A 20,564-nucleotide genomic window follows, 5' to 3' on the forward strand; every position below is an offset into this window, starting at 1 on the left:
TCATTAGATTAGCGCTGCTACTGAGCGGACGGCCTGTTGTAAAACGGATCGTTATCCGGCAGAAGCGGGATTTTTTGATTCAATAGGTTGAGATAATTATCAATCGCTTGGATAGGCGGCGGCTCTATCGCTTCGAATTGGCCATTGTCGTAATAATATTTACCGCTACCTGTCGGATATTCGATACCGACCTTAAAGGAGTGCTGCTCGCCGTCAACCGGAATATAAGATCGGAAGGTCACAACATAGTCGCTTTGTAAAATGTTTTGGATTTCTTCGACGATGCGCTGCATCCTGTCATAGGTTTCGCCCAATGAATAATAGATGCCGAACGAATTTTTCGATATGGATTCGAGATTTCTAAAATAGTCCACTGAACTCTTGCCGTAAGCAAGCGAATACACGGGTATGGGAATCCGCATCGAAGTAATTCGGCCATTCAGCTCTTCGCGAGAAAGCGCACTGCCCTCGTCTCGTCCGTCGGAAAAAACGACCACCGAACACGATGCAATGACATTATCGGCCGAAGGGTCTACTGACGATCCTTGCGCCGACATTCCGCACATCTGAATCGCAGCCCCGATACTATCGTAAATACGGCTTTTCATACCATCGATTCGAATATCCGCCAACCTTCTGGCAAGAGCGCCCGCATCCCTTTCGAATTGAGATACCAAATCATAGCCTTCTTTGGTATCGCGTATCGCCAGGATCGCCACCTCATCCTGGGGCCGTTTGCTGTCGATAAAACGAGCAGCGGCTCTGAGCGCGGTTTCCGATGCCGTTCCCGCCATCGACTTGCTAGCATCGATTACCAAAACGGAACGGGTTGCCTCACTTCGATTGCGTATGCTTTGAATGCCATATTGGCGTTTCATCGGATCGTAGCTTTTGCCTTTGATCATCAGACCGATATTCATTTCGTTGAGATTCACCAAAGGCTGCATGTTTTGATCGAAGGTTCGAATATACAATTGTACAAACGGATACAAGGCATAATTTACCCGATAGACTTTAACGCCGTAACCGCCGGGCGCTGCAAATCCGTAGCCGCCGGCATGCGCTGGGCCCGTAAGAAACAAGGCTTGCATTAAAACCAGAACAGGCAATATAAAGCGCCCCACCCCCTTAAACCATTTTTTGCCGGTCTGTTGCGTTTGTCTTGAGATTTTCATCATGACGTCGATTCCTCTTTAATGTAGTATTTTACCCATCGGACTCAATGTCCGACTCCCCCATAAACAACGACTAACACTTTATACTCCAGCAATTCCCTGTTTGAGCAGTTTCGCCGATTTTAAGGTGTGGGGTATGCCTGTCGAGGAACGCCGTAAACCCATCCATGGGGGCTTGGCGGCAGCTCCCTGCTGCCGACATCCTCGCCAAGCATACCCCACACCCTTTTTGATCCCCAAATTGGGAATTGCTGCTTTATACTCAAAGAAGTTACTCGTAACTGCGAATGCTTAGGATTTCGCGACAAATAACTTACCGGAACAATGATCTTTGTAGCGGATTCGGTTATTTGCGCCCCTAACCTAACGTATTTTTTGTGTTTGCCCCGGAATAATAACCCAGCCGGAATTATCTTCCTTAGGCTCGGTTTTGGCTATCGGTTTAGGTTGCGGTTTCGGCTTCGGTTTAGGGCGTGCTACCGGTTTCGGAGGCGTGCTTGGCTGCTGAACAACGCGATTCGAATCGAGTGTTTGCGAAGCTTTATTGACCGAAGACTTGCTATCCGATTCCGGTTGAACGGGCCTGCGTTTATTCAATATTTCCAGTGCCGACAAACCTGAATCTGCCGAAGGCACGACAGGCTTCGAGACAACGGAGGGAGCGGAAAACGGCGAATCCATTGCGGCAGGAACCGTCCCTTCGGCAATTCCGGTCTCACGCGGTAAAGACTCGGGTTCGGGACCGGCACTTGCAATCGGCACCTCATCCGAGCCGTCTTTGAAAAACAGCCAATAGGCGCCGCCGGCAAACGCTGAAAACAGCACTACGACAACGACAAGCAAAATCGCCAGTTTTTTTATGGAGCTATTGTGAGCTTCTGTATATTGAATCGTTGAACGTGAGATCGGCTGCGAACGATTCCCTTGGGTCTTAATTACCGGCCCGAATTGCAAATCGGAAATTTGCACCGTTTTGCCGGACAGCAAAGCCTCTTCATCAACTTGGCTAACGGCTGAAAATACACCGATGAATTCCGCCACGGTCTGCGGGCGCTCATTGACATTGAGACTCAATCCTTTAAGAATCATGTTATCGATTACATCCGGCAATTCGGGCGCAATTTGTTTAGGAGGCGTCAAGGCTTTACCGGACACCCTTTCATGCGCCGCGACCGGCGTTTGACCGGTCACGGCAAAATAAACCGTGGCCGCCAATGAATAAATATCGGATCGAATGTCGGTACCGGTGCCCATGACCTGCTCTGGCGGACTGAAACCGATTGATGCCGCTCTCCCCAAAGTACGGGTCATTTCGTTGGGCGAAGATTCCTTGGCGATGCCGAAATCAATCAGCATGATTCTGTTTTCATCGTCCAGCAAAACGTTTTCCGGCTTCAAATCCCGATGGATAATCGGCGGATTTCGCGAATGCAGATATTCGAGTACCTGCCCGACCTGAACGATCCAGTCCTTAAGGTCCGTAAAGACAATTCTACCGAGCCGCTTGCATTCGGTAGCCAGCGTTCGGCTACCGCCGAATTTCAACACTAAATAGACCATGCCTTTTTCATTGAAACGGTCGACAATGATAGGGATCGAGGGATGATCGAGGTTGCTCAACAACGAAACTTCATATTCATCGAACAGCATCTCGGGAATTTCCTTGAGCGCCCAACGTTTTCCTTTCACGCGTTGATCTTCGACTAGGTAAGTCGCGCCGAAACCGCCTTTTCCCAGCACTGTTTGGATAATATAGCGATCGCCAATCAAATCGCCGACGCCTTTCAGCCAACCGAAAATACCGCGTATCGAGCCGTTAGGTGCGGTATCGATATGCGCTATTTCGTATTGGCATTTTGTACACCGGTATTTATTTTGCGCGATCGCATCGGCCGAATCCGGTTGATCGCATTTGGGACAGGTCCGGGGCTGTTCTTGTGCTGTTTCATTCATATATGTTCAAATCGGCTTCGGTTATTTTTTAGTATCCTTGAGTTTCAGACCTATTGCCGTCGCGATCAGAAAAAACAAACCCAACCCGGCAATCGCCGCCAAATCGCTCCCTGTGCTTCCTGCTATCGATACGACAGTGGTTCCGGTAAAATCCTTAACAGCCCTAATCTCCTCGCCGAGCGTCAATTTCATCGCATCGAAAGACCAATAAGAAATCATCGTCGTTTTGGCTATCCAAAGCCCGGCGCCTTCGAGATTAACCACAGCACCGGATAAAATAACCTGCGGAATCAATAAAATCGGCACCGTCGCAACCGCTTTATCGTTGGAATTGACAAAGGCGCTGACGCAAAGCCCCATCGTGGTCGCCGCCATGCCTGATGCGAACAAAATCAAAAAACGTTGTATCAGATCGCCCGGCACCGATATCGATAACGCGATAACGCCTAATAACAAGAAGCATTGCACAAAACAAAGCAACGATAACGGAATCAATTTACTCACGATATAAGGCCCTAAGCCTAAATTTACCGAGCGTTCGCGAATATAAATCGGCAACTCCTTAACTAATTCCCGTGCGGAATTGAGACAACCGAACCAGATCGCGGACAACACCATGATAAACAGAATCTGGCTTTGCTTGGCCGCTCGCAGAGCTATCTGATCGTCCATCTCGAATACCAAACTAACGATCAACGCGATCAACGGCGCCTGTAAGATTAAAATTAGTAGGTTTTTACGATCCGACAAAATCAATTCGCAATAACGCGACATTAACGTTTTGGTTTGGCGCCAACTCTGCAACCATTTGTTATTCGTCGGTCGCGTGTTTGATTTTAGAACATCTTTATTGTCGCGTTGCTCCGATAGCTTCAAACGTTTTTCGACATAAGTATCGTGAAAATTCGAGGCTCGGTATTTATCGGCCCAATAGGAGGCCGAACGGCTTTCGAGCAGTTCATAGACATCGGATAAGCGATCGATCCCGAAATAACCGATCACGGCTTGAGGCGGTCCATAGAAAACCAGACGTCCCTGATGCAGCAATAAGACCAGGTGACAGGTGTCGATATTTTCCAGCGTATGCGTCACGCAAACGACGGTTTTTTTGTCCTCGGCCAAACTCCGAAACAATTGCATCATTTTTTTATCGGTACCGGCATCCAGTCCGCTGGTCACTTCGTCCAGAAACAACACATTCGGATTGGCGACCAATTCCACCGCCAAACTAACGCGTTTCAGTTGACCGCCGCTCAACGGTGTCGGCGTATCGACTGCTAATCCGGCCTTCTCGGCCAATCCGACCTTTTCAAGCACCTTCAGGACATTTTCATCCATTTCAAAATCCGAGGTATCGGGAGGCAAACGCAGTTTAGCGGTGAATTTCAACGCATGCTGCATGACGATTTTGCGATGCACGATGTCTTGCTGAGGCACATACCCGATCGCCGCACGAAACAAATCGAACGCGCCGTACAAATCGATTTCGTTATATAAAATATCGCCGCTTGTGGCGGGCCGGCGTCCGTTCAGCGCATCCAACAACGTCGATTTACCCGAACCGCTAGTGCCGAAAATACCGACGAATTCGCCCGGATGAATCGCAAAACTCAGGCTATCCAACAATCGTTTAGTCTGACCCGACGATTCCTTGACCTCTTTGGTCAACCGATACACTTCGATCTTGACTTGACCGTCTTGGTTCGATGGAATAATAGCGTTCCCGTCGAACCGATAGTCGAATGCGGCGAAGCTCAACCAGTCATTGGCCAACACCGGTTGCTTACCGCTGATGCGCACCGCATTGACAAAGGTTCCGTTGGTGCTACCGCAATCCTCGATAACCCATCCCGTAGACTCTCTGGTTAATTTGGCATGTTCACGGGACACCAGCGGCGAAGGTATTGTGATATCGCATTGAGGTAATCGGCCTATCGTCAGCACCGACTTTCCTGTCAGTGTAACGCCGGCGGATGTATCGTCGCCGGACAAAACATCATCAGCGGCTTGACTGGATTGAAACTTGATTTGAAAAGGCGTGGAACCGAATAAAAGCCAATCGCCGTTATTCAGCATCAATGGTTTGTCTGCAAGCGCGCCATTAACGGTAATTGGCGCATCGTCGATCGCAGCAATGAATAATGCGCTATCTTCACTAACAAAAATCTTGGCGTGTCGGGGTAAAACCCCGTCTCCAGTTATCTGAACATCGTTGCCGGTATCGCTACCGAGTCGACACTCCTTACTGAATTCACAAACTATCGCTTGCCTTGTCTTTGCTGCAAGTAGTTCGAGTTGAAACGGAGTTTCGCTGACTGTGCGACCGATGTATGCATTATTCATTGTTATTTTTGAACTCGGCGCTCTTTCACCCAATAAATTTAAATTAAATGAAACTTAAAACATAAAAATGATTGTAATCGCAACCCTCATTTAACGCAAAATTGTTTGCCTGATTCCGAAAAACCTGTGTCTTAAGGGTATTTATAGCAGCAATTCCCAATTTGAGGATAAAAAAAGGGTGTGGAGCATGCTTGGCGAGGATGTCGGCGGCAGGGAGCCGGCGTCAAGCCCCCATGGACGGGTTCACGGCGTTCCTCGACAGGCATGCTCCACACCCTAAATTGCGAAAATATGTTCAAACTGGGAATTACTGGTATTTATAGAGAATTACTCCCTTTATACTCAAAAAATGGTTAGCTTTATGAAGGTATGGGCAGTGGCTAGCGAGGTTGTCGGCAGCAGGGCAAATTTTTGCTCCATGCAAAATCCGCATTCACGCCATCCATGGCGTTTGCAGATTTTTGCTCCTGCAAAATCGACCGCGCACCCCGGTGTCTCCTTAGGCACTGCCGAAATTTGAAGTGCAAAAGGTATATCTTAAATAATTTAGGTGCTGGATCGAATTTCGATAATTTACGTACTACGCCTTTAACGGGCTCCCCGTTTCCGAACTTTGATCTACGATGAGTATAAACAGAACTCAGATTATTTTATTAAGAAATCCCGCATCATACCCATATCTTCATGCTCGAGATTATGGCAGTGATACATGAATAGCCCTATAAAATCATTGAATGGTTTCAATACGGTCACCTTTTCGCCGGGCATCACCAACGCCGTATCCTTCCAGCCGCCCCAGACCAATCCACCGGAAATCGTTCGGTACGCTTCTCTCGATTTCGGATTGACTTGGCGTTTGATGATTTGAAATTGTTCGCCGTGTAAATGCATCGGATGGGGCATCGGCATGCCGCTCATGCCACTGTATCCATTGTCGAATTCGATGACTTGCAAGCTATTGACAGGAATAATTTCATCGTCGCGAACATCGTCCATTTTGTAGGAACGCCCATTCAATAACGCCGACATGTGCCGCATCGACAATCTAATGGTTCTTGGATCTTTGTTATTCGCAGCATCGCGAACATTCAACTTAGGTATCGTGGATAAGCGCTCCGGTAAACTCTGCGACGATTTGCCGGCTTTAATCACTTTAACGTTAAATAAAGAATATTCACTACCCGACGGCAGATCGGAAGAGTGCATCATGCCCATACCCCCGCCGCCCATCATGCCCCGCCGTCCTCCGCCCATCATTCCGCGACCGCCGCCCATCATGCCCATGCCGCCATGACCGTGTGTCGAAATATCGAACGACAAGCTGCGCATGCTTATCTCAGAACCAACCGAACGACCGCTGAAATCAGCCCACAGCTCGATTCTTTCGCCTGGTGCCAACATCACATAGGAATACTGCTTCGGCCTTTCCAACAATCCGCCGTCGGTACCGATCACGGTCATTTTACTGCCGTCCGACCAGGCCAGTTTATAGATCCGCGAATTTGATCCGTTCAGTAATCGCAACCGATAGGCCTGTCCCGCGACAGGCAACACATAATCGGGCCGGCCGTTGACAAAAATCCGATCGCCGAGAAAGCCCTGCATGCGTTGCATCATGTGGTTGCTATAGTCGAGTTGATTATTCTTATCGAAGCTTCTGTCTTGGATGACCAACGGCAGATCAAATTCGCCCTTGGGCAAATTCAAAGCTCGTTCTTCATCGTCATGCACAATGAACAAGCCGGCAAGTCCCGAATAGACTTGTTTGGCGGTGACGCTATGGGTGTGTGCGTGATACCAGTAGGTTCCGGCACGATTCAGAATTTCGAATTCATAGATATAAGATTCGCCGTGGCTGACCGCGTACATCGGATTGCCGTCCATGTTGGCCGGCACATGCAGTCCGTGCCAATGCAAAATCGAATGCGCCGGTAAATTGTTATTCAAATGAATTCTGACTTTTTGGCCTTTTTTCAGGCGAATCGTCGGGGCAAGATAGGTATCGGGGTGATTTTCTATCGATGAAGCCGGACCTTTAAGAACTTTAGCCCGCACTTTCCAAACTCGGGTTTCAGGCCCTTCGAAGATAGGAACCTGCGCGATATCCTGCGTCAGTTCAATTTCCACATCGGGATGAAAATTCGCCGAAGGGGTATTGACCGCTTTAAAGGTTCCGCCCGATTGCGCCCAAGAGGGGTAAGTCGCCGCACCGGCTGCCGCAAATGCGGCATACTTTAACCATTGTCGACGTTGTTGATTGATCGGAAAATTCATCGCCTATACCTCATGGACTTATAATTTGTTAGTATATTAGCAAATTATAAATTAATAGCAATTTAAACTCCCCTAGCGAAGCGTCTTGCCATAAAAGCCGAAAACATGATCGCGCGAAGTTTATATACCAGCAATTACCAGTTTGAGATATTTCGCCGTATTCAGGATGCGGGGTATGCCTGTCGAGGAACGCCGTAAACCCATCCATGGGGGCTTGACGGCGGCTCCGACATCCTCGCCAAGCACACCCCGCACCCTTTTTTATCTTCAAATTGGGAATTGCTGTTTATATACCTTTCGCGCTTCAAATTTCGGCGACTCTTAAGAAGCACACCATTTGATGCGAGACAGTTATAGAATAAACGTTCTCATACACCCACAACCTAGCAGGATTGATTTATAAACCTTTTTCTTCGCGCAGTACTTCAACCAGTTGTTTGGCCGGTAAATAACCCGGATATACAGAACCTTGTTCAGTGACTATCATCGGCGTTCCGCGCGCTTCGAAATCGTTACCGAGCTTCATATGTGCATCGACCGGATTGGTACAGGTCTTGGCTTCGGGGTTTTTCCCTTGTTTGGCTTTGGTTAAAGCATCATTACGATCTTCCGCACACCATACCGAAACGGCTTTGGTGTACGATTCAGAGCCCTTCCCCGCTCTCGGATAAAACAAGTATTGAACAGTAATGCCTTCGGCCATATATTGATCGATCTCGGAATGCAGTTTCCGACAGTAGCCGCAATCGATATCGGTAAAAATAAATACTTTATGCTGACTTAATTTCGGCTTGAACACGATCATTTGATCTTGCCCCAACTTTTCCAGCGTATTCTTTCGCGTATTAGCCATTTTCGCTTCGGTCAAATCGGTTCTGGCTTCCAAGTCGATCAAGCGCCCTTGTAATAAGTATTTACCGTCATCGGAGACATAAAAAATGGTTGCGCCCGCCGTGACTTCATAAACTCCCTTCACTTCAGAAGGCTTAATCAAGTCAGGATTGAAGTTTGGCATCGATTTTTTCAGAGCCGCCTTGATGGCCGCTTCATCGGCTTGAACAACGCTCACGCCTAAAACCGAACCAAGCAATATCGCTGTTTTAAGTATTTGTTTCATAACGTTTCCATAAATTCGTAAATGACTAATGCGTTTGTAGGACTGTCGACCGATTGTTTTGTTCATTACCTTATGAAAAAATAGAATCCACTATTCGGCGGTTTTGTATTGCTTGGTGTTGGCTATCGATGTAGATAAAAATCCGGCAAAGGGGCCTCCTTAGGCACTGCCGAAATTTGAAGTGCGAAAGGCATAACTTCTTATTCTTCATGATCTTCATGGTGAAACGCATTAAGGCTATAAGCGGCTTTATCATTGAAACAAACGTTCCAAATCCAAAAATAAAGCCAATACCATCAACGACAGTAGTAGCAAAATACCGACCTGTTGTAACGCAACCTGGAATTTTTCCGAGACGGGGCTGCCTTTAATCGCTTCAATCGCAAAAAACAACAAATGGCCGCCGTCTAACACCGGAATCGGCAATAAATTAAGTACGCCAAGACTAATACTAACTTTGGCTAAGAAAGACAGGAATTCGACAAACCCGCGCTCAGCCGAAATCCCGGCAAACTGGGCGATACTGATTGGGCCGCTAAGATTTTTTACAGAAGCATTACCGACAATCATCTGACCCATCATTTTGAGTGTTGCGGTACTAAAAAAAACGGTTCTCGAAACAGCCGCCGTCAGAGCCGGCCAAAGCGGTAAATCATTGCGCACTTGCAACGACGCCATCAAATCTTCTGGAATTTCAGCGGCCGCGCCGATTTTCCCGACAACCTCGTCTGTTTCGACGACTTTTTGAGGCGTTATTTCGAGACTCAATTGCACGCCTTGCCTTTCAATAGTCAGGTCGATTACTCTTCCTGGGCTATTTTGCACATAGTCGACCCATTGCAACCAGGTATTGATCGGTTCACCATCAGCAGAAACAATCAAATCACCTGACTGTAATCCGGCATCGGCCGCCGGCATGCCTTCCAACACTCGCCCGACAACCGGCCTGAGCTGAGGCATCCAAGGCTTGAGACCTAATTTATCGTAAAGTTTATTCGGTTCGCTTCGCAATTCTTCAGGAAAGTTGATAAGCCGCGAATGCTGCTGTTCATCGATGTTTTTTACCGTAACATCGACACTTTCTCGACCGGTCATGGCCGCCGAGAAAATCGACTCAATAACCTCCGCCCAAGTCGCGGTATTCTTTTGATCGACCGCTACGATCTCTTCGCCTTCGAGCAAACCGGCTTCGGCGGCAAGCGTACCAGGCTCGACATGACCGATAATCGGGCGTAAGCCGGTTTCACCTATGAATAGCACGATCCAGAAAAACAGCACGGCTAGCATTAAATTGAATAATGGTCCGGCCGCGACAATCGCCGACCGCGCCCACAATGGCTGACGGTTGAATGCAAAAGGCAAATCTTCGTCGGCCACCTTGCCTTCGCGTTCGTCAACCATTTTGACATAGCCGCCTAGAGGTATTGCCGAGATGACATATTCGGTCGACGCAGGCGATTTTTGATAAGACCAAATGACCTTACCAAACCCGACCGAAAACCTCAGTACTTTGACGCCGGTCTTTCGCGCGACCCAAAAATGACCGAATTCATGAAACGAAACCAGAATACCGATCGCGACAATAAAATAAAACAGCGTACTCATTAACCCAATTAACGCTTAAGTTCTTCGACGATACGCTCAGCCACTTCCCGGGCTTTGCTATCGGCTGCCAATACAATATCCAGCGTATCCGCCGGATCGGCTTCGAATTGATGCATGCTCCGTTCAATAATGTAAGGGATGTCGGTAAAACGGACTTTCTCGTCCAAAAAGGCAGCAACCGCGATTTCATTAGCGGCATTTAACACAGCCGGCATAATACCGCCTGCCTCGACGGCTTCAATCGCCAAGCGTAAACAAGGGAAACGCTGAAGATCGGGTTGTTCGAAATCCATGTGCTTAACGTCGAATATATTCAGCGGCGCCGCACCGGAGTCGAAGCGTTCCGGCCACGCCATCGCATGCGCAATGGGTATTCGCATATCGGGGTTACCCATTTGCGCCAACACAGTGCCGTCGACATAATCGACCATTGAATGAATCACGCTTTGCGGATGGATCACCACCTGAATTTTATCCGGCGACATATTGAACAATAAACAGGCTTCAATCAATTCAAGCCCTTTATTCATCATCGTCGCAGAATCGACAGAAATCTTACGCCCCATATCCCAATTCGGATGCGCGACGGCTTGATCCGGAGTGACATCGACCAACTCTTCTACCGGCTTAGTTCTGAACGGGCCACCCGAGGCAGTCAACAAAATTCGCCGCGCCTCCTTAGCCTCTTGACCCGCACAGTAATCTGCCGGCATGCATTGAAAAATGGCATTATGCTCGCTATCGATCGGCAGCAAATGGGCACCGGACTCGGTAACCGCTTTCATAAAAATATCGCCGGACATCACCAACGCTTCTTTATTTGCCAGCAATACGGTTTTACCGGCTTTAGCAGCCGCCAAAGTTGGTAATAGACCAGCCGCGCCGACGATTGCCGCCATTACCGAATCAACACTATCCAGTGTAGCTACTTGCTGCAACGATTCGGCTCCCGATAACACCTTTATATCGGATACCGGCGATGTAGCAATGCGCTCTGCAAATTGTTTAGCCTTATTTTCATCAACCACGACAACATAGTCAGGACGATGGACGATGCATTGGTCGTACAGCAGGTCGATATTATTGTTCGCGGTCAACGCAACGACTCTATACCGATTCGAATGGCGAGCAACCACATCCAGCGTGCTGACACCGATAGAACCGGTCGCGCCCAAAATACAAATACCTTTCATTAAAATAACTCTCTAATCAGCAGAATACCGGCATAGAAAAACGGAATACCGGCCACCAAGCTGTCGATCCTATCTAACAAACCACCATGCCCCGGCAAAATAGACCCCGTATCCTTAACGCCCTGCTGTCGTTTAATTAGGCTAAAAAATAGATCGCCGTATATCGAAATCAAAACGGTCAAGACCGACAACAAAACAAAGTCTGAGCCTATCATCAAAGTAAACCCGAATACCAAACTCAAAACGATCGCACTAACGACACCGCTTCCCAAAGCCCCGTAAAACCCTGCCATGGTTTTGCCGGGACTGATTTCAGGAGCAAGCTTGGTAGCGCCGAATTTTTTGCCAACGAAATAGGCGGTAATATCAGCAATCCAAATCAACAGCAGAAAATACATCACCATATCGGAACCGTAAAAAGCGCGCATGCGATAAAGAAACATCCACGCAAAAAACAGAATCACCCAGCCGATCAAACCTTTATAAACATTTTTTAATTCGAGCTTTAGCAGCGCATCCGATGCATTTTTGATCAGAAACATTACCACCACCCAAAATAAAACCGGTAAAATAATCAGCCATTCCAATAAACCGGACTGCGCCCTGACTTCCGGCCAATCGAAAATTTGTGCCAATATTTCTAGAAAATAAGTCCAAAAATAAACACCGCCCATCGGCAGAATGAGTAGGACAAGAAATAAAATCCGCATCGAGGGCCTATCAATACCGGTTAAACTTGTCCACTCCCATGCGGCAACCAACATCACCAGCGCAACAACCAGAGTAAAATAAGGTATTGGCAATAAATAGACGGCCAATACGACTAATGGCGCAAGAATCAAAGCCGTAATAATTCGCTGTAGTAACATTTTATAATTATTATCTAGTCAAATAGTTAAAGGGTAACTGCTTTTGTGAGGATTTGCTCGCCGGTATGCCCAAAACGCCTTTGCCGAGTTCTAAAGCTTCCGATAGCTTCCTCTAGCGATTGCCGATTAAAATCGGGCCATAAGGTCGGCGTGAAATATAATTCGGTATAAGCTAACTGCCAGAGCAAAAAATTACTGACACGTTGTTCACCGCCGGTTCTGATAAATAAATCCGGTTCGGGTAAATCGGCGGTGGATAAATGTTGCCCGATCAGCGCCTCATCGACTTCTTGCTCGTTGATCTCGCCGCTTTGAATTTTCGCAGCTATTTTTTTAAACGCTTCGGACATATCCCATCGTCCACCGTAGTTGGCAGCAATCACTAAAGTCAAACCGCTATTATCGCGGGTTTGAATCTCGCCCTCGGTAATTTTAGCCTGCAATTTTTCCGAAAAATCTTTTCGTTCACCGATAAACTTTAAACGAATATTGTTCCGATGCAACTTATTAACCTCGCTTTGCAAGGTCGATAAAAACAAATTCATCAGCATCGAAACTTCAGACTCGGGCCGGCGCCAATTTTCGCTGCTGAAAGCAAATAACGACAATACTTCGATATTCGCTTCGGCGCAATATTCAACAATGGATCTAACCGCTTTGACGCCAGCCTGATGACCCATTGCACGCGGCATATGCCTTTGTTGCGCCCAACGCCCATTACCATCCATGATGATTGCAATATGGCGCGGGTTCTTGTTTAATTCCGGAAGCGTTTCGGGTTCTTCGGACATTAATCCACTCCATTAAATAGACATTAAGTCCGCTTCTTTTTCTTCCAAGTGCTTCTCTATTTCTTTGATGTACTGATCGGTCAACTTTTGTATTTTATCTTCGGCCGCTCGAGCTTCATCCTCGGAAATCATTTTTTCTTTTAGCGCGTCCTTGATATCGGAATTGGCATCGCGGCGAATATTTCTTATCGCTACTCGTCCATTCTCGGCTTCTTGTTTGACGACCTTGACCAGATCGCGACGACGCTCCTCGGTTAGCGGCGGTAACGGGATACGAATCACATTACCATTTGAGGAAGGGTTAAGCCCCAAGTCGGAAGCCATTATCGCTTTTTCGACAGCCTTGACTATGGTTTTTTCCCATGGTGTAACCGTCAAAGTCCGTGAGTCCTCTGTCGCGACATTGGCTACCTGCGAAAGCGGCGTATCGGCTCCGTAATACGGAACGGTAATTTGATCCAATAGGCTCGGATGCGCCCGGCCTGTTCTAATTTTGGTAAATTCGTGCCTCAGCGCCTCGACACTTTTGCCCATGCGCTTAGCCGCATCTTGTAGAATATCGCTTATCATGCTTTTGTTCCTCGTTCAATCAGTGAGCCGATATCTTCGCCCTGCATCAGCCGCATTATTGCACCTTGTTCAAAAATATTCATTACGCGCATCGGCAAATTGTTATCGCGGCACAATACCAAAGCAGTGGCATCCATGACGTTTAAGCGTTGATCCAATGCTTCGTCATAGGTCAATCTCGGATAAAATCGTGCATCCTTAACTTTTTCAGGATCGGCCGAATAAACACCCTTAACCTTAGTCGCCTTAATCATCAACTGAGCATCGATCTCAATCGCCCGCAGACTGGCTGCCGAATCCGTAGTAAAAAAAGGATTTCCGGTTCCGGCAGCGAATATTACGACCCTACCTTTTTCAAGGTGTCTAACCGCTCTGCGGCGAATAAAATCTTCGCACACTTGATTAATCTTTAATGCAGACATGACGCGAACTTGCAAGCCTAAATACTCCAAAGCATCCTGCATCGCCAAGGCATTGATTACAGTAGCAAGCATGCCCATTTGATCGCCGGTGACTCGATCAAGACCTTCGGAAGCTTTTTGCGCGCCGCGCAAAATATTACCGCCCCCGACAACTAGACCGACCTGTATCCCTGCATCACATAATTCTTTAATTTCGCCGGCTAAGCGTTTCAGGATATCGGCATCGATACTGCCTCCCTTTTCGCTCATTAAAGCTTCGCCGCTTAATTTCAATAAAATTCGCTGGCAGATAAAATTTGTCATTATCGATTTTTAAGTTGAGAAATGGTTAGGAAAGTGCATTTTATAACTTAGGCAATCGACATCACGATTTTTGCCCGTATTCTGCGTTGCGCAAACAGTTAGATACCCATATATGAGTATAATCCGCTTGGAGTATAAAAACGAATCCCCGGATAAACCGGGGATTGAATTATGAGCCTCTGACTTGTGCCATGACTTCTTCAGCAAAGTTTTCTTCTTTTTTCTCGATACCTTCGCCAACTTCGAACCGGGTAAAGCGAATAACAGCATTACCTTTTGACTTAACCAATTCGCCAACAGTGACTTTGTCATCCTTAACGAAAGGCTGACCCAACAAGGTAACTTCGGCAAGAAACTTTTTAATTCTTCCGCTCACCATTTTTTCGATAATCTCGGCCGGCTTTCCACTTTCCAAAGCTTGCGCGGAAAAAATTTCTTTTTCTTTCTCAATTGCTTCTTGAGAAACTTGATCTTCGGAAACACAAGTCGGATTGATTGCAGCAACGTGCATCGCAATATCCTTGCCTAATGCCTCATCGGCTGTTTCCAGTGCGACCAATACGCCGATCTTACTACCGTGCAAATAACATGCAGCACCGCCGTCGTTAGGCAAATTGTATTTTTCAAAACGTCTAATCGCGATATTTTCACCCAGTTTTGCAATCAGTTCGCGACGAACCTCGTCAACCGTCTTGCCGTTTGGCAGCTTCAGCTCCAATACTTGCTCAGGCGTTTGCACGTCCGCGCTTAAAATAGCATCGGTAACATTGTTAACGAAATTAACGAAATCGTCACCTTTCGCAACGAAATCAGTTTCGCAATTGATGTCGGCAATCGCCGCCGTTTTAGCATCGTCGCTGACTTTTACGCCCACCACACCTTCCGCTGCGGTCCGTCCGGATTTTTTATCGGCTTTTGCTAAACCGGCTTTTCGCATATTTTCGATAGCAACTTCCAGATCACCGTTTGCTTCGACTAGTGCTTTTTTGCATTCCATCATACCGGAACCGGTTCTTTCCCGAAGTTCCTTAACCATTGCAGCTGATATGCTCATTTCTCGTTTTTCCTCTTTATTCTTAACTATAAAAAACGCCTCCTGTTAGGAGGCGCTTTTCAGTTCAATGCGCCATTGCCTCTGAAGAGCTAGCTGCCCTTCACCGCACCGACGCTTACTCTGCGTTTGCTTCGACTTCTGATTCTTCAACAAAGTCATCGGCCTGGGCCGATAAATTCAATGTCGCGGATTTCGCTTCCAATACTGCATCTGCTACGGATTCGCAGTAAAGTTTAACCGCTCTAATGGAGTCGTCATTACCCGGTATGATGTAATCAACGCTTTCAGGGGAATTGTTCGAATCGACAATCCCAACTACAGGTATACCGAGTTTTTTAGCTTCGCCAATCGCGTTTTTCTCATAACCGACATCCAATACAAACAATACATCGGGCACGCCTTTCATATCCTTAATGCCGCCCAAGCTACGTTCGAGTTTCGCTAATTCGCGTTCCATCCCCAGCGCTTCCTTTTTGCTAAATTTATGATAGAGCGTTCCGTCCGTTTTCATCGCTTCCAATTCTTTCAATCGGTTGATCGATTTTTTGATCGTCTTGAAATTGGTCAGCATGCCGCCCAACCAGCGATGATCGACATAAGGCATTCCGCAACGCTTCGCTTCTTCGGCGACCGCTTTACGGGCTGCTTTCTTGGTACCCACAAACAGGATAGTGCCTTTATTTGCGGACATTTGCCCCAGATAATTCATTGCGTCATTAAACAATGGAAGCGTTTTCTCAAGATTGATAATGTGAATCTTGTTACGGGCGCCAAATAGGTAATTAGCCATCTTTGGATTCCAGTAACGAGTCTGATGTCCGAAATGAACACCCGCTTCTAACATTTGACGCATTGACACTGCTGCCATTTTTTTCTCCTACGGATTATGTGAAACTTAATGTTTCGTTGGGTTACGCCTCCGCCTGCCCCCCTTGGCAACCCCCCCTTCAAATTAATCAAGAAAGGCACCCTACCAAGCGTGTCGACAAACGTGAGTATTTAAAATACAAAAATGAACTTGCCTTTATATCATAATTAGATTTCAACAACAATTAATTCTCTGCTAAACTGGCAGGACTTCTTCGCTCGCTCAAGTCTTTAATTACTGCAATCTCCACCACTTATCAACTCCTTAGCGAGCTTGTTCAAGCAAACTCGTTATACTAGCTTACTTGCCAACATAAAGCCGTCAAATCATGGGTATCATCATAAAAACACCAAGTGAAATCGATAAAATGCGCGTCGCCGGTAGACTTGCCGCCGAAGTTCTGGAAATGATCGAGCCGCATGTTGTACCGGGCGTCACCACCGACGAGCTTAATCAAATTTGTCACGACTATATTGTCGACGTTCAACACGCGATTCCGGCTCCGCTCAATTATCACGGCTTCCCCAAATCGATATGCACTTCGATCAATCAGCAAGTTTGCCACGGCATACCCAGCAACAAAAAATTAAAAAAAGGTGATATCGTCAATATCGACATCACCGTCATCAAGGACGACTATCACGGCGACACTAGCAAAATGTTTTGTGTTGGTGAAGTCAGTCCCCACGCCAAACGCTTAGTGAAAATCACTCAAGAAGCGCTGTACCGGGGCATTGAACAAGTTAAACACGGAGCAACTCTTGGCGATATAGGTCATGCGATACAAAAATTCGCCGAATCGAATCGTTATTCGGTCGTCCGAGAATTTTGCGGTCACGGCATAGGCCAAAAGTTTCATGAAGAACCGCAAGTGCTGCACTACGGCAAACCAGGAGAAGGCACCGCTCTTGAAGCCGGCATGATTATTACGATAGAACCGATGCTTAATCTAGGCAAACGCCATGTGAAGGTATTAGCGGACGGCTGGACCGCGGTTACCAAAGACCGCAGCCTTTCTGCGCAATGGGAACATACCCTCCTAGTCACTGAACACGGTTACGAAATCTTGACACTGAGACAGGAGGAAATGTGACAGAAGCCTTAGCCTATACCCACTATTTCACACAATCCGACTATATCATTGCCTTTAAAGAGTTAATTAAATCGAAAAACCTGGAGCTTGAGCGGTCATTTAATCCACAAGAACCGGTCACGCCTTTACTGGTGGCCAAGGCTGAATTCGTCGACGAAATCTTGATCAGCGGCTGGGATCATTTCCTCGGTGAATCCGCCGATCAATTGAGCCTGATTGCGGTAGGCGGATACGGGCGAAAAGAATTGTTTCCCTTTTCAGACATCGATATCGTCGTATTATTGGATAAAGAGGCCTCTACGGAAACTCAGGCTGTATTAGGACAATTCTGCAATTTCCTTTGGGACATCGGTTTAAAACCAGGATTGAGCGTACGCACAGTCGAAGAATGCATTCAATCCTGTATCGACGACCAAACCATCATGACCAGTCTAATGGAAACCAGACTATTGCGCGGCAATCCGAGCTTGTGCGCAAAAGTACTCGAACCGATAAACAGCGGAGAGATATGGCCGTCAAACCGGTTTTTTGCTGCCAAAATGCAGGAACAGGAACATCGCTATTTTAAGTTTCACGATACCGCTTACAATCTCGAACCCAATATCAAGGAAGGCCCCGGCGGACTTCGCGACATGCAGATTATTGCCTGGGTTTTTAAACGCCATTACGGCTCTTCAACCTTAAAAGAATTAATTAAATACGGCTTCTTGCCCGAATCCGAATATGAAGAACTGGTTACTGCGCGTAACGTACTTTGGCGTATCCGTTATGCACTTCACTTGCTAACCGGTCGCTGCGAGGATCGCCTGCTATTCGACTTTCAACGAGACTTAGCCGAACAATTCGGATTCAAAGGCGCCGACCCGAACCAATCCGTCGAAGAATTCATGCAGCATTACTATAAAACCGTAGTCGGCTTAGAACGGCTCAATGAAATGCTACTACAACTATTTAACGAGCGCTTTATCGGCGGGAAAACGACTTATCAACAAATCCAAACCAAAACCGCTAAACTCATCGCTATTAACGGCTACCTGGAAGCCGAAACTGATAGCCTTTTCGAGAACAACCCACTGGCATTATTGGAAATTTTCCTAGTCATCCAGCAAAATCCTTCGCTAAAAGGCATCCGATCAAAAACGATTCGCTTAATCCGTAAAAGCCTGCACCTGATCGACGATCAATTTAGAACCGACAAACACGCCAATCATCTATTCATCGAGATTTTACGCCAACCGCGAGGCATCACGCATGCACTTCGACGAATGAATCGTTATGGCGTACTCGCCGCTTACCTGCCTAGCTTCGCTCACATCGTCGCCAGAATGCAGTACGATTTATTCCATATATATACCGTGGACGAACACACCCTATTCGTAATTCGCAATTTGCGACGCTTTTCGCTGGAAAAGCACACCCACGAACTGCCATTTTGCAACGACATTTTTTTGATGATCCCGAGACCCGAGCTACTTTATATCGCGGCATTGTTTCACGATATCGCTAAAGGCAAAGGCGGGGATCATTCGCAAGTTGGCGAAGAAATCGCCCAAGCATTTTGCCGGCAGCACGACCTGTCTAGACATGATACTAAGCTCGTCACCTGGCTAGTCCGCAATCATTTGATTATGTCGATGACCGCCCAGCGCAAAGACATCAGCGACCCCGACATCATTCATGATTTCGCCACTCAAGTCGGTAGCACCGAATATTTAAATCACCTTTACTTATTGACTGTCGCAGACATACGCGCAACCAATCCGGAACTATGGAACTCTTGGAAAGACGCATTATTGAAAGAACTCTATAGCGCAACCTACAACGCCTTACGTCGCGGCCTCAAGAACCCGATCAATATCAGCGACAGACTCGAAGAAAATAAAACCGAAGCATTGGAAGAACTGCTGAAACTAGGCATTTCCGAAGCAACTATTCATGCATCATGGAAACATGTCGGCGATGAATACTTTCTTAGATATACTGCCGAAGAAATCGCTTGGCAAACAATTGCAATTGCATCCTGCGACGAACTGGACCTACCACTGGTGTTACTCCGCCCTCAAACTCAACGAGGCAGCGCAGAAGTCTTTATTTACACTCGTAACGAAGATTTTATTTTTTCAATCAGCACCGAGACCCTCGATCAACTCGGCCTTACGATTCTCGACGCAAGGATCGTTACCACTAGCGACCAGTATGTATTGAACAGCTTCCAAGTTCTCGAACAATCAGGCGACCCGATCAAGGATTTACACCGAGAAGTCCATATTTGCACGGCGCTCCGTAAAAATCTAAAAGAACACCACATCAACAAACAAAAAAACATTCGGCGCCAATCGAGACAAGCTCGACACTTTCCAATACCGACAACGATTTCATTTCATGAGGATCCGCAAAGGCGCTTTACGGTCATGGAACTCATCACAACAGACCATGCCGGACTTCTTTCAAAAATCGGCCATGTGCTCAACGATCACAACATTCAACTGCACGACGCCAAAATCACCACGATAGGAAGCCGCGCAGAAGACATGTTTTATTTTACCGATTATCAATCTAACCCGATTCAAGACCACGAAACATTACAAAATTTGGAGCAAGCCATTCAATCCGCATTACGCGACCATTTATAACCCTTTCGCTTGCAGGGCGGATTTCGGCTCCAAGCAAAATCCCCTCTGCTATATATACCTTTCGTACTTCAAATTTCGGCAGCGCCTGTGGAGGCACCGGGGTGTCCGCCCCCTCACCTAACGCTAGGTGAGGAGTCAGCATGGAGCTGGCATAGAGCCTACATGGACGTATTCACCCAGCACCTAAATAAGCCATGATTTTGAATCATTACCAAAGACCTATGGAATTTAGGTGCTGGATTTAAGTGCTGGTTCACGGCGTCCTTTGACGGGCACCCCGGTGCCGAATTTTGACCTACGA

At 47.1% G+C, this 20,564-nt stretch carries 15 protein-coding genes; 2 read left to right on the forward strand and 13 right to left on the reverse strand.

Going from position 1 to position 20,564, the window contains the following annotated elements; all coding sequences use genetic code 11:
* Positions 1 to 17: 17 nt before the first annotated feature.
* The 13 genes from MEALZ_RS14375 to rpsB all read right to left on the reverse strand — a co-directional run bounded on the left by MEALZ_RS14375 (position 18) and on the right by rpsB (position 16,537).
* Positions 18 to 1,178 carry a vWA domain-containing protein gene (locus MEALZ_RS14375; RefSeq protein WP_014149380.1) on the reverse strand — a complete coding sequence of 387 codons (1,161 nt, stop codon included), beginning with the start codon at positions 1,176 to 1,178 and terminating at the stop codon, positions 18 to 20.
* 360 nt (positions 1,179 to 1,538) lie between these two features.
* Positions 1,539 to 3,128, reverse strand: a complete 1,590-nt coding sequence (locus tag MEALZ_RS21070) for a serine/threonine protein kinase (protein ID WP_014149381.1) — start codon at positions 3,126 to 3,128, stop codon at positions 1,539 to 1,541.
* Positions 3,129 to 3,149: 21 nt separating this feature from the next.
* Complete coding sequence (locus MEALZ_RS14385) at positions 3,150 to 5,471, reverse strand: ATP-binding cassette domain-containing protein (protein ID WP_014149382.1); 2,322 nt, start codon at positions 5,469 to 5,471, stop codon at positions 3,150 to 3,152.
* 645 nt (positions 5,472 to 6,116) lie between these two features.
* The gene (locus tag MEALZ_RS14390) at positions 6,117 to 7,745 is read right to left on the reverse strand and encodes a multicopper oxidase family protein (protein WP_014149383.1); all 1,629 of its coding nucleotides are present in this window, start codon (positions 7,743 to 7,745) and stop codon (positions 6,117 to 6,119) included.
* Positions 7,746 to 8,142: 397 nt separating this feature from the next.
* Complete coding sequence (locus MEALZ_RS14395) at positions 8,143 to 8,862, reverse strand: DsbC family protein (protein WP_014149384.1); 720 nt, start codon at positions 8,860 to 8,862, stop codon at positions 8,143 to 8,145.
* Positions 8,863 to 9,114: 252 nt separating this feature from the next.
* Positions 9,115 to 10,467, reverse strand: a complete 1,353-nt coding sequence (rseP, locus tag MEALZ_RS14400) for an RIP metalloprotease RseP (RefSeq protein WP_014149385.1) — start codon at positions 10,465 to 10,467, stop codon at positions 9,115 to 9,117.
* An 8-nt stretch (positions 10,468 to 10,475) separates the two neighbouring features.
* Positions 10,476 to 11,660: a 1-deoxy-D-xylulose-5-phosphate reductoisomerase gene (gene ispC / locus MEALZ_RS14405; RefSeq protein ID WP_014149386.1), complete on the reverse strand. Its 1,185-nt coding sequence runs from the start codon at positions 11,658 to 11,660 to the stop codon at positions 10,476 to 10,478.
* Complete coding sequence (locus MEALZ_RS14410; RefSeq protein ID WP_014149387.1) at positions 11,660 to 12,529, reverse strand: phosphatidate cytidylyltransferase; 870 nt, start codon at positions 12,527 to 12,529, stop codon at positions 11,660 to 11,662. Before MEALZ_RS14410 ends, ispC begins: the two co-directional genes overlap by 1 nt.
* A 26-nt stretch (positions 12,530 to 12,555) precedes the next feature.
* Entirely contained in the window at positions 12,556 to 13,320 is a 765-nt protein-coding gene (locus MEALZ_RS14415; protein ID WP_014149388.1) for an isoprenyl transferase, read from the reverse strand.
* Between the two features lie 12 nt (positions 13,321 to 13,332).
* Complete coding sequence (gene frr, locus MEALZ_RS14420) at positions 13,333 to 13,890, reverse strand: ribosome recycling factor (RefSeq protein WP_014149389.1); 558 nt, start codon at positions 13,888 to 13,890, stop codon at positions 13,333 to 13,335.
* On the reverse strand, positions 13,887 to 14,615 hold the full coding sequence (gene pyrH / locus MEALZ_RS14425; protein ID WP_014149390.1) for a UMP kinase: 729 nt from the start codon (positions 14,613 to 14,615) through the stop codon (positions 13,887 to 13,889). Before pyrH ends, frr begins: the two co-directional genes overlap by 4 nt.
* Positions 14,616 to 14,784: 169 nt before the next feature.
* A complete protein-coding gene (tsf, locus tag MEALZ_RS14430) occupies positions 14,785 to 15,669 on the reverse strand; it encodes a translation elongation factor Ts (RefSeq protein WP_014149391.1) in 885 nt (294 codons plus the stop codon).
* A 115-nt stretch (positions 15,670 to 15,784) separates the two neighbouring features.
* Entirely contained in the window at positions 15,785 to 16,537 is a 753-nt protein-coding gene (gene rpsB, locus MEALZ_RS14435) for a 30S ribosomal protein S2 (protein ID WP_014149392.1), read from the reverse strand.
* A gap of 328 nt (positions 16,538 to 16,865) precedes the next feature.
* Between rpsB and map the strand changes: the two genes are divergently transcribed.
* Positions 16,866 to 17,630 (forward strand): type I methionyl aminopeptidase, encoded by a 765-nt coding sequence (map, locus tag MEALZ_RS14440; RefSeq protein ID WP_014149393.1) that lies wholly within the window; start codon positions 16,866 to 16,868, stop codon positions 17,628 to 17,630.
* Complete coding sequence (gene glnD, locus MEALZ_RS14445; protein WP_014149394.1) at positions 17,627 to 20,263, forward strand: [protein-PII] uridylyltransferase; 2,637 nt, start codon at positions 17,627 to 17,629, stop codon at positions 20,261 to 20,263. Before map ends, glnD begins: the two co-directional genes overlap by 4 nt.
* Positions 20,264 to 20,564: the final 301 nt, after the last annotated feature.

The sequence above is a fragment of the Methylotuvimicrobium alcaliphilum 20Z genome (genome assembly GCF_000968535.2).
Classification (GTDB): domain Bacteria; phylum Pseudomonadota; class Gammaproteobacteria; order Methylococcales; family Methylomonadaceae; genus Methylotuvimicrobium; species Methylotuvimicrobium alcaliphilum.

Coding starts and splice junctions, on each gene's coding strand:
- MEALZ_RS21070 (WP_014149381.1), bottom strand. CDS start 3,128: ATGAATGAAACAGCACAAGAACAGCCCCGGACCTGTCCCAAATGCGAT.
- MEALZ_RS14385 (WP_014149382.1), bottom strand. CDS start 5,471: ATGAATAATGCATACATCGGTCGCACAGTCAGCGAAACTCCGTTTCAA.
- tsf (WP_014149391.1), bottom strand. CDS start 15,669: ATGAGCATATCAGCTGCAATGGTTAAGGAACTTCGGGAAAGAACCGGT.
- MEALZ_RS14375 (WP_014149380.1), bottom strand. CDS start 1,178: ATGATGAAAATCTCAAGACAAACGCAACAGACCGGCAAAAAATGGTTT.
- rpsB (WP_014149392.1), bottom strand. CDS start 16,537: ATGGCAGCAGTGTCAATGCGTCAAATGTTAGAAGCGGGTGTTCATTTC.
- MEALZ_RS14410 (WP_014149387.1), bottom strand. CDS start 12,529: ATGTTACTACAGCGAATTATTACGGCTTTGATTCTTGCGCCATTAGTC.
- frr (WP_014149389.1), bottom strand. CDS start 13,890: ATGATAAGCGATATTCTACAAGATGCGGCTAAGCGCATGGGCAAAAGT.
- map (WP_014149393.1), top strand. CDS start 16,866: ATGGGTATCATCATAAAAACACCAAGTGAAATCGATAAAATGCGCGTC.
- rseP (WP_014149385.1), bottom strand. CDS start 10,467: ATGAGTACGCTGTTTTATTTTATTGTCGCGATCGGTATTCTGGTTTCG.
- pyrH (WP_014149390.1), bottom strand. CDS start 14,615: ATGACAAATTTTATCTGCCAGCGAATTTTATTGAAATTAAGCGGCGAA.
- MEALZ_RS14415 (WP_014149388.1), bottom strand. CDS start 13,320: ATGTCCGAAGAACCCGAAACGCTTCCGGAATTAAACAAGAACCCGCGC.
- ispC (WP_014149386.1), bottom strand. CDS start 11,660: ATGAAAGGTATTTGTATTTTGGGCGCGACCGGTTCTATCGGTGTCAGC.
- MEALZ_RS14390 (WP_014149383.1), bottom strand. CDS start 7,745: ATGAATTTTCCGATCAATCAACAACGTCGACAATGGTTAAAGTATGCC.
- MEALZ_RS14395 (WP_014149384.1), bottom strand. CDS start 8,862: ATGAAACAAATACTTAAAACAGCGATATTGCTTGGTTCGGTTTTAGGC.